The organism is Variovorax sp. OAS795 (assembly GCF_040546685.1).
In the GTDB taxonomy this organism is placed as follows: domain Bacteria; phylum Pseudomonadota; class Gammaproteobacteria; order Burkholderiales; family Burkholderiaceae_C; genus Variovorax.
On the sequence record NZ_JBEPOH010000001.1, the window covers coordinates 4,479,276 to 4,492,138 of the forward strand.

At 67.7% G+C, this 12,863-nt stretch carries 16 protein-coding genes; 7 read left to right on the forward strand and 9 right to left on the reverse strand.

The annotated features are described in order from the left end of the window. Window positions 1-35: 35 nt before the first annotated feature. Window positions 36-1,343, reverse strand: coding sequence for a bifunctional tetrahydrofolate synthase/dihydrofolate synthase (gene folC / locus ABID97_RS21650; RefSeq protein ID WP_354400638.1), 1,308 nt, complete (start codon window positions 1,341-1,343; stop codon window positions 36-38). Window positions 1,344-1,400: 57 nt separating this feature from the next. On the opposite strand from folC, the gene ABID97_RS21655 reads away from it, so the two are divergent. The 4 genes from ABID97_RS21655 to argG all read left to right on the forward strand — a co-directional run bounded on the left by ABID97_RS21655 (window position 1,401) and on the right by argG (window position 4,259). Continuing rightward, on the forward strand, window positions 1,401-1,760 hold the full coding sequence (locus tag ABID97_RS21655) for an ArsC family reductase (RefSeq protein ID WP_354400640.1): 360 nt from the start codon (window positions 1,401-1,403) through the stop codon (window positions 1,758-1,760). Between the two features lie 58 nt (window positions 1,761-1,818). Beyond that, a complete protein-coding gene (locus ABID97_RS21660; RefSeq protein ID WP_354400641.1) occupies window positions 1,819-2,439 on the forward strand; it encodes a hypothetical protein in 621 nt (206 codons plus the stop codon). Between the two features lie 132 nt (window positions 2,440-2,571). Then, window positions 2,572-2,898 carry a pyrimidine/purine nucleoside phosphorylase gene (gene ppnP, locus ABID97_RS21665; protein WP_354400643.1) on the forward strand — a complete coding sequence of 109 codons (327 nt, stop codon included), beginning with the start codon at window positions 2,572-2,574 and terminating at the stop codon, window positions 2,896-2,898. Between the two features lie 20 nt (window positions 2,899-2,918). Further along, window positions 2,919-4,259: an argininosuccinate synthase gene (gene argG, locus ABID97_RS21670; RefSeq protein WP_354400645.1), complete on the forward strand. Its 1,341-nt coding sequence runs from the start codon at window positions 2,919-2,921 to the stop codon at window positions 4,257-4,259. Window positions 4,260-4,333: 74 nt separating this feature from the next. Here the strand turns inward: argG and ABID97_RS21675 are convergent, their stop codons facing one another. Then, a complete protein-coding gene (locus ABID97_RS21675; RefSeq protein WP_354400647.1) occupies window positions 4,334-5,173 on the reverse strand; it encodes a glycine-rich domain-containing protein in 840 nt (279 codons plus the stop codon). Then, on the reverse strand, window positions 5,173-6,225 hold the full coding sequence (gene murB / locus ABID97_RS21680) for a UDP-N-acetylmuramate dehydrogenase (RefSeq protein WP_354400648.1): 1,053 nt from the start codon (window positions 6,223-6,225) through the stop codon (window positions 5,173-5,175). The genes ABID97_RS21675 and murB overlap by 1 nt, the downstream gene beginning before the upstream one ends. Window positions 6,226-6,269: 44 nt before the next feature. Here murB and ABID97_RS21685 point away from each other — a divergent pair, with 44 nt between their 5' ends. Then, window positions 6,270-6,755 carry a YajQ family cyclic di-GMP-binding protein gene (locus tag ABID97_RS21685; RefSeq protein WP_028259207.1) on the forward strand — a complete coding sequence of 162 codons (486 nt, stop codon included), beginning with the start codon at window positions 6,270-6,272 and terminating at the stop codon, window positions 6,753-6,755. Window positions 6,756-6,762: 7 nt separating this feature from the next. Then, a complete protein-coding gene (locus tag ABID97_RS21690) occupies window positions 6,763-7,404 on the forward strand; it encodes a retropepsin-like aspartic protease family protein (RefSeq protein WP_354400650.1) in 642 nt (213 codons plus the stop codon). 9 nt (window positions 7,405-7,413) lie between these two features. Here ABID97_RS21690 and ABID97_RS21695 read toward each other — a convergent pair whose 3' ends face one another. Genes ABID97_RS21695 through ABID97_RS21710 form a run of 4 tightly spaced genes read right to left on the reverse strand, consistent with a single transcriptional unit; the run spans window position 7,414 to window position 10,013 of the window. Continuing rightward, window positions 7,414-7,767: a RidA family protein gene (locus ABID97_RS21695; protein WP_354400652.1), complete on the reverse strand. Its 354-nt coding sequence runs from the start codon at window positions 7,765-7,767 to the stop codon at window positions 7,414-7,416. 5 nt (window positions 7,768-7,772) lie between these two features. Continuing rightward, window positions 7,773-8,408: a glycerol-3-phosphate 1-O-acyltransferase PlsY gene (gene plsY, locus ABID97_RS21700; RefSeq protein WP_354400654.1), complete on the reverse strand. Its 636-nt coding sequence runs from the start codon at window positions 8,406-8,408 to the stop codon at window positions 7,773-7,775. Between the two features lie 55 nt (window positions 8,409-8,463). Continuing rightward, a complete protein-coding gene (locus tag ABID97_RS21705) occupies window positions 8,464-8,955 on the reverse strand; it encodes an aminoacyl-tRNA deacylase (protein ID WP_354400656.1) in 492 nt (163 codons plus the stop codon). Next, window positions 8,952-10,013, reverse strand: a complete 1,062-nt coding sequence (locus tag ABID97_RS21710; protein WP_354400658.1) for an aldo/keto reductase — start codon at window positions 10,011-10,013, stop codon at window positions 8,952-8,954. The genes ABID97_RS21705 and ABID97_RS21710 overlap by 4 nt, the downstream gene beginning before the upstream one ends. Before the next feature lie 116 nt (window positions 10,014-10,129). Between ABID97_RS21710 and ABID97_RS21715 the strand changes: the two genes are divergently transcribed. Continuing rightward, window positions 10,130-11,059 (forward strand): alpha/beta fold hydrolase, encoded by a 930-nt coding sequence (locus ABID97_RS21715; RefSeq protein WP_354400660.1) that lies wholly within the window; start codon window positions 10,130-10,132, stop codon window positions 11,057-11,059. A gap of 16 nt (window positions 11,060-11,075) precedes the next feature. Here ABID97_RS21715 and ABID97_RS21720 read toward each other — a convergent pair whose 3' ends face one another. Then, a complete protein-coding gene (locus ABID97_RS21720) occupies window positions 11,076-11,783 on the reverse strand; it encodes an aspartate/glutamate racemase family protein (protein WP_354400661.1) in 708 nt (235 codons plus the stop codon). A 44-nt stretch (window positions 11,784-11,827) separates the two neighbouring features. After that, entirely contained in the window at window positions 11,828-12,841 is a 1,014-nt protein-coding gene (locus ABID97_RS21725) for an aldo/keto reductase (protein WP_354400663.1), read from the reverse strand. Window positions 12,842-12,863 lie beyond the last annotated feature (22 nt).

Genomic DNA, 12,863 nt, shown 5'->3' on the forward strand with positions numbered 1-12,863 from the left:
CGAGGTGGTGCCAGGTGGTGCGGACAGTCCGGCGATCAGCCGCCGGGCAGCAGGTGTTTGGCTTGCAGCCGGGGAGTGCCGTGCTCCAGCACGCCACCCACGGTGAAGAACGATCCGAAGACCACGATTCTATCAGCGGGGTCCGCGTGCTCGATGGCCGCGCGGAGCGCTTCCATCGGTCCCGCATGCACGCTGCCGGAGGCATCCGCGCGCGTGTTCTGCGCCTGCCAGCTCGCGAGCAGATCGCTCGCCCTGGCGGCGCGCGGCGTCGGCAGGTCGGTGAAGTACCAGCGGTCGATCATCGGGCCGATGCGCGCGAGGATCGGGGCCAGGTCCTTGTCGGCCATGACCCCGAAGACGCCATGCGTGGTGGGATAGAAACCCATCGCGTCGAGGTTCTCGGCCAGCGCCGCGACGGCATGCGCGTTGTGCGCCACGTCGAGCACCAGCGCGGGTTCGCCCGGAACGATCTGGAAGCGGCCCGGCAGCTCGACCATCGCAAGCCCGGTGCGCACCGCCTGCGCGGTGATCGGCAGTTGCGGCCGCAGCGCTTCGAGCGCCGCGAGCACGCCCGCGGCATTGAGCAGCTGGTTGGCGCCGCGCAGCGCCGGGTAGGCCAGGCCGCTGTAGCGCCGGCCGCGGCCCGACCAGCCCCACTGCTGCTTGTCGCCCGACACGTTGAAGTCGTGGCCGAAGCGCCAGAGGTCGGCGCCAATGGCGGCCGCGTGGTCGATCACGCTTTGCGGCGGCATCGGGTCGCTCACGATGGCGGGCTTGCCGGGACGCAGGATGCCGGCCTTCTCGAATCCGATGCTTTCACGGTCGGGTCCGAGATAGTCCATGTGGTCAAGGTCGATGCTGGTGATGACCGCGCAATCGGTGTCGATGATGTTCACCGCGTCGAGCCGGCCGCCCAGGCCCACTTCGAGGATCGCCACGTCGGGCTTCTCCTCGGTCATGCAGCGCAGGATGCCAAGGGTGGTGAACTCGAAGTACGTCAGGGGCATGTCGCCCCGCGCCACTTCCACCGCCTCGAAGTTTGCTATCAGTTTGGAAGCATCGACCGCTTCGCCCGAAAGCCGCAGCCGCTCCTCGAAGCGCACCAGGTGCGGCGAGGTGAAAACCGCCGTGCGGTAGCCCGCATGCCGGAGGATCGATTCGAGCATGGCGCAGGTCGAGCCCTTGCCGTTGGTGCCGGCCACGGTGATGACCGGGCAATCGAAGCGCAGGTTCATCCGGACGGCCATCTCTTTGGCACGCTCGAGGCCGAGCTCGATGTTCTTCGGATGGAGTTGCTCGGCGCGCGCGAGCCAGTCGTTAAGGGTTTCCATGGAGGCCGGCATTGTCGCCGACCCGGGAAGGGCCCGGCGCCACGCGTTTTATCGGCATCATTGGCGACCATGACAACCCTCTACGGAATCCCCAATTGCGACACCGTCAAGCGCGCCCGCGCGTGGCTGGGCGATCACGGCGTCGCCTACGCCTTCCATGATTTCAAGAAACAGGGCGTGCCCGAGGCCGAACTCGACCGCTGGCTCCAGGAGCCCGGCTGGGAAGCCCTGGTGAACCGCCGCGGCACCACCTGGCGCAAGCTCGACGAGGCCACGCGCAACGCAGTGGTCGACGCCCCGTCCGCGCGCGCCGTGCTGCTGGCCAACCCCAGCCTCATCAAGCGGCCGGTGGTCAACTGGGGCGCCGAAACCGGCGTTACGACAGGGTTCGACGCCGAAGCGTGGACTGCTGCTGTGAACGCCTTGTAAACCCCGGAACCCCTTCGCGCCGGCCGGCCTCCAACTTCGATCTGCAGGAGAGAACACCATGAACAGACACGTTTTTCGCACCCTCGCCGGTCTTTCGGTGGCCGGCCTGCTGACGGCAGGTGCCGCCGGCGTCGCACAGGCCCAGCAGGTGGTCCAGGCCCGCGTGATCTCGGCCACCCCCGTGCGCGAGACCACTGGCAGCGACGTCAGCTACAACGTCACCTACGAGGTCAACGGGCGCCAGTACACCACCCGCACCACCAGCCGTCCGGGCGCCACGATCCCGGTCGAGGTCGGGTCCTACGGCGTGACGACGGCCCCCGTGTCACCCCAGCCCCAGTTGCAGCCCTACCCCGTCGAGGCCTACGGCCAGGGCCAGCCACAGCAGCAATACCAATACCAGCAACCGCCCCAATACCAGCAGCCGCCGCAATACGCGCAGCCTGGCGGGTCGGCCTGGGACAGCGTGATACCCGAGCCGGGCGTGGTGGTCTCCAATGCGCCGGCCCCGGTCTATGCGCAGCCGGCGCCGGTGTACCCGGCCCCCGTCTACGTGCAGCCGAGCTACGTCTATCCGCAGCCCTACGTGTACCCGCCGGTCGGCATTTCGCTGAACCTCGGCTACTCGCGCGGCTGGGGCGGCTACCGCGGCGGATGGGGTTATCGCCACTGGCGTTGAGTCGCCCGGGGCCGGGGCGGGACGTTCGGTAGCGGCCAAGCCCTAAAATCGGGGACTTTTCCACCCCGGGGGGTGCGCCGCCGCGGTGGCGCGTTCCCGACAAGCCGGCCGCGCATGCGCCGGCGCCATCCAATGACGACGACTACCGACACTCTCAACAGCGCCGCAGTGGCAACCAAGGCCAATGTGTATTTCGACGGCAAGTGCGTGAGCCACAGCCTCACGCTGGCCGACGGCACGAAAAAATCGGTGGGCGTGATCCTTCCGTCCACGCTGACCTTCAAGACCGGCGCGCCCGAGATCATGGAAGGCACCTCCGGCAGCTGCGAATACCTGCTCGAAGGCAGCGCCGAATGGGTCGCCGCGGGCCCTGGCCAGAAATTCAATGTGCCGGGCAATTCGAGCTTCCAGATCCGTGTATCGGGCGAGCCCTACAGCTACATCTGCCATTTCGGCTGAACCGCGAACCGGACACCCCCATGTCGACCATTCTCCAAAACGTTCCCGCCGGCCAGAAGGTCGGCATTGCCTTTTCAGGCGGCCTGGACACCAGCGCGGCGCTGCACTGGATGAAGCTGAAGGGCGCGATCCCCTACGCCTACACCGCCAACCTCGGCCAGCCCGACGAGCCCGACTACGACGAGATCCCGCGCAAGGCGATGCTCTACGGCGCCCAGAACGCGCGCCTGATCGATTGCCGCGCTCAGCTTGCCAACGAAGGCATCGCCGCGCTGCAGGCCGGCGCCTTCCATGTCACGACCGCGGGCGTCACCTACTTCAACACCACGCCGCTCGGCCGCGCGGTGACCGGCACCATGCTGGTGTCGGCCATGAAGGAAGACGACGTCCACATCTGGGGCGACGGCAGCACCTACAAGGGCAACGACATCGAGCGCTTCTACCGCTACGGCCTGCTCACCAACCCCGCGCTCAAGATCTACAAGCCCTGGCTCGACCAGCTGTTCATCGACGAGCTCGGCGGCCGCGCCGAGATGTCGGCGTTCATGACCCAGGCCGGCTTCGGCTACAAGATGTCGGCCGAGAAGGCCTACAGCACCGACTCCAACATGCTCGGCGCCACGCACGAGGCCAAGGACCTGGAGCACCTGGACAGCGGCATGCAGATCGTGCAGCCGATCATGGGCGTCGCGTTCTGGAAGGACGAAGTCGAGGTCAAGCGCGAGACCGTCAGCGTGCGCTTCGAGGAAGGCCGCCCGGTCGCGCTCAACGGCGTGGAGCACGCCAACCTCGTCGACCTGATTTTGGAAGCCAACCGCATCGGCGGTCGCCACGGCCTGGGCATGAGCGACCAGATCGAGAACCGCATCATCGAGGCCAAGAGCCGCGGCATCTACGAGGCGCCCGGCCTCGCGCTGCTGTTCATCGCCTATGAGCGCCTGGTGACCGGCATCCACAACGAAGACACGATCGAGCAGTACCGCGACAACGGCCGCAAGCTCGGCCGCCTGCTCTATCAGGGCCGCTGGTTCGACCCGCAGGCCATCATGCTGCGCGAGACGGCCCAGCGCTGGGTGGCGCGCGCCATCACGGGCGAAGTGACCGTCGAGCTGCGCCGCGGCAACGACTACTCGATTCTCAACACCGTGTCGCCCAACCTCACCTACCAGCCCGAACGCCTGAGCATGGAAAAAGTGGCCGGCGCGTTCACGCCGCTGGACCGCATCGGCCAGCTCACGATGCGCAACCTCGACATCGTCGACACGCGCGAGAAGCTCGCCATCTACACCCGCACCGGGCTGCTGTCGCCGGGCCAGGGCACCTCGGTGCCGCGGCTTTCGAACGACGACGAGACCAAGTAGGCCGACGCGCTGCCTGCAATGACCAACGGGCCCCTCGGGGCCCGTTTTGCGTGGTGCGCGAGGCGTGCGTGCCGTCAGTCGCCGCCGCCTCCTCCGCACCCACCGCCGCAACCGCCGCCGTCGCCGCCCGAGGAGTCCCCTCCCCCGCCATCGCCGCCGCTGCTCGCTTCGCTGCCGCCGAAACCGTTGGCATCGCCCGCGCTACCGCCGTCCGAGGAGGACGATTCACCGAAGCTGGTGCCGCAATGGGCGTCGGAGCCGTTGTGCCGGTCGACCGCCTTGCAGTCGGGCACGTAGTCGAAGCCGCCCGGAATGCCGAACTTCACGTCGAGCGCAAACAGGAGCGGCAGGCGCGCGGGCTTGCGCGGGTCGATGCTCTCTTCCTTGCAGGCCCAGTACCAGCTGCGGCGCAGGCCGTCGTTGCGCTTCGGGTCCTTGCCCAGCACCTCGGCCGGGCTGTGGTGCAGCATGCCGCCGAAGGCCGCGTGGCACCAGTTCTGGTAGCCCTGCGTGTGCAGGATGAACTCGTGCCACGCCGTGTCGACCACCTTGGACGGCATGGCGACGAACTTGCGGCCGCTGCGCAGGTGGGCCATGAAGAACTGGCGCAGCCCGCGCAGCACCAGTTCGGCATCGCGAATACTGAGCCCGGGGTGCGCCGCGCGCAGCTTGCCGATGAGAAACGGCGGCATGCGCGCTTCGCGGATGAACTGGCGGCGCATGCTCGATTCCATGTAGCCCAGCGTGGCGGCAAGAAGCCATCCACCCAGCACCAGGGGCACCAGCACCACCCGGCCGCCGCTTTTGAAGGTGAAGAACACCGCGACCAGCGCGCCCAGCACGATCGCCCGGCGGGCCCAGATCAGCGCGGCGATGCGCCGCCGGTAGTTCAGGTGCAGGAAGTCGAGCTCCATCAGACGACCACCGGCTCCGGTTCCAGCCGGATGCCGAAGCGCTCGTACACGCTCGTCTGGATGGCCTTGGCCAGCGTCATCACCTCGCCGCCAGTAACCGGGTTTTCCAGGCCGCCGCGGTTCACCAGCACCAGCGCCTGCTTTTCGTAGACGCCGGCATTGCCGACCGACTTGCCCTTCCAGCCGCAGGCGTCAATGAGCCAGCCGGCCGCGAGCTTGATGCTGCCGTCGTCCATGGGGTAGTGCACGATCTTCGGGTCGCGCGCGATGATGTCGGCGCACTGCTCGGGCGTGACGGTCGGGTTCTTGAAGAAGCTGCCGGCATTGCCCAGCACGCGCCAGTCAGGCAGCTTGGCGCGGCGGATGGCGCAGACCCAGTCGAACACGTCGGTGGGGCTTGGCGTGAAGTTGCCGTTCTCCTCCATCTTGCGTTCCAGGTCGAGGTAGCCCACCACGGCCTTCCACGGCTTGGGCAGGCGAAAACGCACGCGGGTGATCAGCGCCCGGCCCGAGAGCCCGAAATCGTTCGGCCCGCTGCGCACGTGCTTGAACACCGAGTCGCGGTAGCCGAAGGCGCACTGCAGGGCATCGAGCGTGAAGCTGCGCCCGGTGTCCAGGTCGATGGCGTCGAGCGAATCGAAGCGGTCTTGCAGTTCGACGCCGTAGGCGCCGATGTTCTGCACCGGCGCGCCGCCCACCGTGCCCGGGATGAGCGCCAGGTTCTCGAGCCCCGGGTAGCCATGGGCGAGCATCCACTGGATGGCGTCGTGCCAGACCTCGCCTGCGCCGGCCTCCACGATCCAGGCGCGCGGCGTCTCCTCGACCAGCCGCAGCCCTTTGATCTCGACCTTCAGCACCAGGGGCTTCACGTCGCCCGTGAGCACGATGTTGCTGCCCCCGCCCAGGACGAAACGGGGTGCGTCGCGCCAGCGGGCATCGGCCCGCAGCGCGGCCACGTCTTCCTCGCTGGCGATGCGCACCAGGTTCTGCGCGCGCGCGACGATGCCGAAGCTGTTGTACGGCTGCAGCGGGACGTTGTTCTCCACGATCATGGGAGAATTGTCGCATCCAGCACCCGTGAATCCAGGAGGAGTCCATGCCGTCTTTCGATACCGTCTGCGAACCGAATCTGCCCGAAGTGAAGAACGCGGTCGAAAACACCGCCAAGGAAATCGCAACGCGCTTCGATTTCAAGGGCACGGCCGCCGCCGTCGAGCTCAAGGACAAGGAAATCACCATGATCGGCGACGCCGAGTTCCAGCTTGTGCAGGTGGAAGACATCCTGCGGGCCAAGCTCACCAAGCGCAGCGTCGACGTGCGTTTTCTCGACAAGGGCGACGTCCAGAAGATCGGCGGCGACAAGGTCAAGCAGGTCATCAAGGTCAAGAGCGGCATCGAGACCGAGCAGGCCAAGAAAATCACCCGCATCATCAAGGACAGCAAGCTCAAGGTGCAGGCCGCCATCCAGGGCGACGCGGTGCGCATCACCGGCGCCAAGCGCGACGACCTTCAGGCCGCCATGGCGCTCATCAAGAAGGACGTGCCCGACATGCCGCTGTCCTTCAACAACTTCCGCGACTGAGCCGCGGATGAAATCCCTCGTCGTCGCGGTGCAGCTGCTGGCTGCCGCTGCGGGCGCGCATGCAGCGAGCTCGGTCATGCTGACCGGCACCATCGGCAGCCGGGCCATCCTGATCGTGGACGGCGCGCCGCCCAAGACCGTGGCCGTCGGGGAAACCTTCCAGGGCGTCAAGCTCGTGTCCTTGCAGGCCGAGCTGGCGGTGGTCGAGCTCGAGGGCAAGCGCCTCAACCTGCGCATGGACACGCCCGTGAGCATCGGCGGCGGGGGCGGCACGGGCACCGGCAGCCGCATCGTGCTGCCGGCCGACAGCCGCGGCCACTTCATGACGCAGGGCGCCATCAACGGCCGCCCCGTCACCTTCATGCTCGACACCGGCGCCACCTCGGTCGCGATGTCGGCCGCCGACGCGCAGCGCATCGGGCTGGACTACAGCAAGGGCCAGCGCGTGCAGATGAGCACCGCCAACGGCGTGGCGAGCGGCTACAAGCTGCGGCTGCAGTCGGTGCGCGTGGGCGACGTGGAGGTGTATGACATCGACGCCATCGTCTCGCCGCAGCCCATGCCTTTCGTGCTGCTGGGCAACAGCTTCATCAATCGCTTTTCGATGCGCCGCGACGCGGACCAGATGGTCCTCGAGAAACGCTATTGAGCGCTGGCGTCAGGGCTGCGCGGCCGTGACCACGATCTCGATCTTGTAGGCCGCATTGGCCATCTTGGCCTGCACCGTCGCGCGCGGCGGGGTGTTGCCGGCGGGAATCCACGCATCCCAGACCTCGTTCATGGCCGTGATGTCGGTGATGTCCGCCAGGAAGATCTGCGCCATGAGGATGCGCGACTTGTCGCTGCCCGCCTCGGCCAGCAGGCGCTCGACCATGGCCAGCACCTGCGTGGCCTGGCCGCGGATGTCCTGCGAGGTGTCGTCGGGCACCTGGCCCGCCAGGTAGACGGTGCCGTTGTGCACGGCCGTTTCCGAGAGGCGCGGACCGACGTGGTGGCGGGTGATGGATGCCATGGTGTTCAAGCCTTTTTCTTCGAGCCGAGTTTCGACTCCGTGCCGGCCGCGAGCCGGCGGATGTTTTCGCGGTGCCGCCAGACCAGCAGCAAGCTCATGATGATGATCGCAATCAGCACCGTGCGGTCAAGCGGCCACGCAATGTTTCCGCCCAGCAGGTAGTAGGCCGGCGCAAAGAAGGCCGCCGCCAGCGCCGCCAGCGACGAATAGCGGAAGAACACCGCGATGATCAGCCAGGTGGCGCCGGTGGCCAGCCCGAGCCAGGGCGCAATGCCCATCAGCACGCCGGCCGCGGTGGCCACGCCCTTGCCGCCCTGGAATCCGAAGAATACCGGGTACAGGTGGCCCAGGAAGGCCGCAAGGCCGGCCAGCCCGGCCACGCCTTCGCCCAGGCCCCATTGCGCGCCGAAGTGGCGAATCAGGAACACCGGCAGCCAGCCCTTGAGCGCATCGAGCAGCAGGGTGGCGAGCGCCGCGCCCTTCTTGCCCGAGCGCAGCACGTTGGTGGCGCCCGGGTTGCCGCTGCCATAGCTGCGCGGGTCGGCCATGCCGAGCGATTTGCTCACGATGACCGCGAAGGACAGCGAGCCGATCAGGTAGGAAGCCACGATGGCCAGGAGGGAAGGCAGGTGAAAGCTCAAGGGCGGCGCTCCACGAAGGATGGATGTTCTTATTCGGTCCCGACAGCCGGGCCGGCTATTCTGCCAGCGCGCACTCCACCGGCGTGGCGCCCAGCAAGGACACGCACACCTGCGGGTCGATGCCCACCAGGTAGCCGCGCCGTCCGCCGTTGATCGCGATCTTCGGCAGTTCCAGGATGCTCGACTCGATATAGACCGGCATCTGGCGCCGCGTGCCGAAGGGCGAGGTGCCGCCCACCAGGTAGCCGCTGTGGCGCTGCGCGACCTCGGGCTTGCAGGGCTCGACCGACTTGGCGCCGATCTGCCGCGCCAGGTTCTTGGTCGACACGGTGCGGTTGCCGTGCATCAGCGCGATGAGCGGCCTGGCGTCCTGGTCCTGCATCACCAGCGTTTTCACGACGGTGAAGGGGTCGAAGCCAAGCACCTCGGCGCTGTGCTGCGCGCCGCCGTGCTCCAGGTACTCGTAGGGATGCTCGGTGAAGGCGACCTTGTTCGCGCGCAGCAGCTGCGTGGCAGGGGTTTCAGAAACGTGGGTCTTCTTGATCACGCGGCCGGGTCCCGGATCTCCCACCGGATCCTGTCGATCTCGGCCAGCACCTCGGGCGAGAGCGTGGTGCCGTAGGCATCGATGTCTTCGTCGAGCTGCGCCAACGTGGTCACGCCGATGATCGTGCTGGCCACCTGCCACTTGGTATAGCAGAAGCCGAGGGCCAGCTGCACCGGCGTCAGGCCGTTGTCGCGCGCGAGCTGGTTGTACAGGCGCGCCGCCTTCAGCGCGTCGGGACGGCCCCAGCGCTGCTTGCGCACCGACTCGTAGCTCGAAATGCGCGCGCCCTTGGGCGCGTCGGGCCCCTCGATGCCGCTCTTGTCGTACTTGCCGGTCAACAAGCCGAAAGCCAGCGGCGAATACGCCAGCAGCGACACATCCAGCCGGTGCATCGTTTCGTCCAGCCCGTTCTCCAGGCCGCGGCTCGCCAGGTTGTAGACGTTCTGCACCGTGGCCACGCGCGGCAGGCCATGCTGCTCGGCCAGCCGCACGAACTCGTGCACGCCGTAGGGCGTCTCGTTCGAGAGGCCGATGGCGCGCACCTTGCCGGCCTTCACCAGCTTGCCCAGCGCTTCGAGCTGCTCGCGGATCGGCGTCCTGGAACTTTCCTTGGCGGGGTCGTAGTAGATGCTGCCGAAGGCCGGCACGTGGCGTTCGGGCCAGTGGATCTGGTACAGGTCGATGACCTCGGTCTTCAGGCGCTTGAGGCTGGCATTGCACGAAGCCTCGATGTCCTCGGGCGTCATGCCGCTGCCCTCGCGCACCCAGGGCATGCCGCGCGATGGCCCCGCCACCTTGGTGGCGAGCGTGATCTTCTGGCGCGCACCGGGATTGGCCGCAAACCAGTTGCCGATGATGGTTTCGGTGACGCTGAAAGTCTCCTTGCGCGTCGGCACCGAATACATCTCGGCCGTGTCGATGAAATCGACGCCGCGCGCGAGCGAATGGCTCAAGATGGCGTGGGAAGTGGGTTCGTCCACCTGTTCGCCGAAGGTCATGGTGCCCAGGCAGATCGGGGTGACGTGCAGGTCGCTCTGGCCGAGTTGGATTTTTTTCATGCGCGGGATGCTACCGCCCTCCCCCGCAATGCGCTGGCCCAGGGCAAAAAAACCGGGCGGAGGGCTGTCCTGTGCCGGACTGCGCGCCGGCGCCGGCCTCCGTATCATCGGCGCCCATGTACCAAGCCCTCCGTCCCTCGCGCACCGAATTCGTTCCCGTGCGCAACCTCAGCTACCACGTGCGCCTCTGGGGCGAGCCCTCGGCCGCGCGGCCGCCGCTGGTGCTGCTGCACGGCTGGATGGACGTGGCCGCCTCCTGGCAGTTCGTGGTCGATGCGCTGGCCGAAGATCGCTTCATCGTCGCACCCGACTGGCGCGGCTTCGGCCTCACCGACGGCGGCGGCGTGGACAACTATTGGCTGCCCGACTACATGGCCGACCTCGAATGGCTGCTCGACCACTATGCGGGCGAAGGCGAGGCGGCGCGGCCGGTCGACCTGGTCGGCCACAGCATGGGCGGCAACGTGGCCATGCACTACGCGGGCGCAAGGCCCGCGCGCATCCGCCGCCTCGTCAACCTCGAAGGCTTCGGCATGCCGTCGCGCAAGCCCGAGGAAGCGCCCGCGCGCTACGGCCAATGGATCGACGAGCTCAAGCGGCTGCACCGCGGCGAGATGGCGCTGGCCGGCTACTCGGCGGTCGAGGGCGTGGCGCGGCGGCTCATGAAGACCAACCCGCGCCTCACGGCCGACAAGGCCAAGTGGCTCGCCGGCCACTGGTCGGCGCTGCGCCCGCAGGCCGACGGCAGCGAGCGCTGGGAGATCCTCGGCGACCCGGGGCACAAGATCATCAACGCCAACATCTTCCGCGTCGACGAGACGCTCGCGCTCTATGCGCGGATCTCGGCGCCCACGCTGATGATCGAAGCGGCGGACGACAGCCTGCAAGGCTGGTGGAAGAACCGCTACACGCTCGAGGAGTTCCACCAGCGGCTCGCGTCCGTGCCTTCGGTGCGCATCGAGCGGCTCGACGACGCAGGCCACATGCTGCACCACGACCAGCCGCAGCGCGTGGCCGGGCTGATCGAAGCGTTCCTGGCCGGTTGAGCCGCCTGCCGCGGCCTCAGCCCGAGGCGCGGCCCTGCACCGTGCGCTGCAGCGCCGCGCGCGCCAGGAGGCGCGTCGAATCGAGTGTCGGCAGCGGCGAGTTCACGTCGTTCATGATGAGCGGAATCTCGGTGCAGCCGAGCACCACCGCATCGCAGCCGTCCTCGTCCTTCATGCGCTGGATGACGCGGCGAAAGGCCGTTACGGCGTCGGGCGTGAAGACACCGCAGACCAGCTCTTCCATGATGATGCGGTTGATCTCTTCGCGCTCTTGCGCCGCAGGCCGAACGTAGGCGAGCCCCTTGGCCGAGAGCTTCTCGGGATAGACCTCGCTCTCGACCAGCCAACGCGTGCCCGTGATGGCCAGGCGCTTGAAACCGCGCTGCGCGGCCTCTTCGGCCACGCATTCCGCGATGTGCAGCCACGGCAGCGGCGAGCGTGACTCGATGAAGGGCAGCGCCTGGTGAATGGTGTTGTCGGGGCAGACGAGGAAGCTCGCGCCGATCTTCGCGAGCTTGTTGGCCGATGCCAGCATCACCTCGCCCACGCCGCGCCAGTCATCGCGGTAGATGTGCGCCATGTAGTCGGCGAGCGAGGGCGTGTGCATCGAGACTTCGGGGTGCGCATGCGGGCCCAGCAGCTGGGCGCCCTCCACGCAGATGGTCTGGTAGCAGAGCGCCGCGCCTTCGGCGGAGCATCCGACGATTCCGATGTGCTGGGTCATGGCGCATCCTACAAAAAAGAGCGCCGCCACGCCCACCCCGGCGCTCAGGCGTGGCCTGCCGCCTCGCTGTCCAGATGCGCCATCTGGGACGCGGCGTAGCGCTCACCGGCCGCGGCGCCCTTGGGTACTGCGCGCTCGATCGCCGCAAGATCGTCCGCGCCCAGCGACACGTCGAGCGAGCCCAGCGCCTCTCGCAGGCGGTTGCGCTGCCGTGCACCCACCAGCGGCACGATGTCGTCGCCCTGCGCCGCCACCCATGCGATGGCGATCTGCGCCACGGTCACGCCCTTGGCCTCCGCGATCTTGCGCAGCGCATCGACCAGCGCCAGGTTGCGATCCACGTTCTCGCCCTGGAAGCGCGGGCTGTGCGTGCGGAAATCCGTGGCGCCCGCGCCCTCTTTCTTCCAGTGTCCGCTGATCAGGCCGCGCGACAGCACGCCATAAGCCGTGATGCCGATGCCGAGCTCCCTGCAAGTCGCAAGAATGTCGTCCTCGATGCCGCGCGAAATCAGCGAATACTCGATCTGCAGGTCCGCAATGGGGTGCACCGCCGCCGCCTTGCGGATGGTGTGCGAGCCCATTTCCGAGAGCCCGATGTGCCGCACGTAGCCGGCCTTCACCATGTCGGCAATGGCACCTACGGTGTCTTCGATCGGCACGTTCGGGTCGAGCCGCGCGGGGCGGTAGATGTCGATGTAGTCCACGCCGAGCCGCTGCAGCGAATAGACCAGGAAGTTCTTCACCGCCTCGGGCCGCGCGTCGTAGCCGCTCCAGCCGCCCGCCGGATCGCGCAGCGCGCCGAACTTCACGCTCACCAGTGCGGCGTCGCGCTGCGAGCCCTTCAGGCCCCTTAGCGCCTCGCCGATCAGCATTTCGTTGTGGCCGCTGCCGTAGAAGTCGCCGGTGTCGAGCAGCGTGATGCCCGCATCCATGGCGGCGTGGATGGTGGCGATGCTTTCGCCCCGGTCCGAGGGGCCGTACAGGGCCGACATGCCCATGCAGCCGAGGCCGAGGGCGGAGACTCTGGGACCGGTGGCCCCGAGTTGGCGTGTGTTCATTGCAGCTTCCTTTCGTTGAAGG

Bases quoted from the DNA above. Each gene is read 5' to 3' on its own strand.
- ppnP (WP_354400643.1), top strand. From the start codon at position 2,572: ATGACGACGACTACCGACACTCTCAACAGCGCCGCAGTGGCAACCAAG.
- ABID97_RS21675 (WP_354400647.1), bottom strand. From the start codon at position 5,173: ATGGAGCTCGACTTCCTGCACCTGAACTACCGGCGGCGCATCGCCGCG.
- ABID97_RS21725 (WP_354400663.1), bottom strand. From the start codon at position 12,841: ATGAACACACGCCAACTCGGGGCCACCGGTCCCAGAGTCTCCGCCCTC.
- folC (WP_354400638.1), bottom strand. From the start codon at position 1,343: ATGCCGGCCTCCATGGAAACCCTTAACGACTGGCTCGCGCGCGCCGAG.
- ABID97_RS21715 (WP_354400660.1), top strand. From the start codon at position 10,130: ATGTACCAAGCCCTCCGTCCCTCGCGCACCGAATTCGTTCCCGTGCGC.
- ABID97_RS21690 (WP_354400650.1), top strand. From the start codon at position 6,763: ATGAAATCCCTCGTCGTCGCGGTGCAGCTGCTGGCTGCCGCTGCGGGC.
- murB (WP_354400648.1), bottom strand. From the start codon at position 6,225: ATGATCGTGGAGAACAACGTCCCGCTGCAGCCGTACAACAGCTTCGGC.
- argG (WP_354400645.1), top strand. From the start codon at position 2,919: ATGTCGACCATTCTCCAAAACGTTCCCGCCGGCCAGAAGGTCGGCATT.
- ABID97_RS21720 (WP_354400661.1), bottom strand. From the start codon at position 11,783: ATGACCCAGCACATCGGAATCGTCGGATGCTCCGCCGAAGGCGCGGCG.
- ABID97_RS21660 (WP_354400641.1), top strand. From the start codon at position 1,819: ATGAACAGACACGTTTTTCGCACCCTCGCCGGTCTTTCGGTGGCCGGC.
- ABID97_RS21710 (WP_354400658.1), bottom strand. From the start codon at position 10,013: ATGAAAAAAATCCAACTCGGCCAGAGCGACCTGCACGTCACCCCGATC.
- ABID97_RS21655 (WP_354400640.1), top strand. From the start codon at position 1,401: ATGACAACCCTCTACGGAATCCCCAATTGCGACACCGTCAAGCGCGCC.
- ABID97_RS21695 (WP_354400652.1), bottom strand. From the start codon at position 7,767: ATGGCATCCATCACCCGCCACCACGTCGGTCCGCGCCTCTCGGAAACG.
- ABID97_RS21685 (WP_028259207.1), top strand. From the start codon at position 6,270: ATGCCGTCTTTCGATACCGTCTGCGAACCGAATCTGCCCGAAGTGAAG.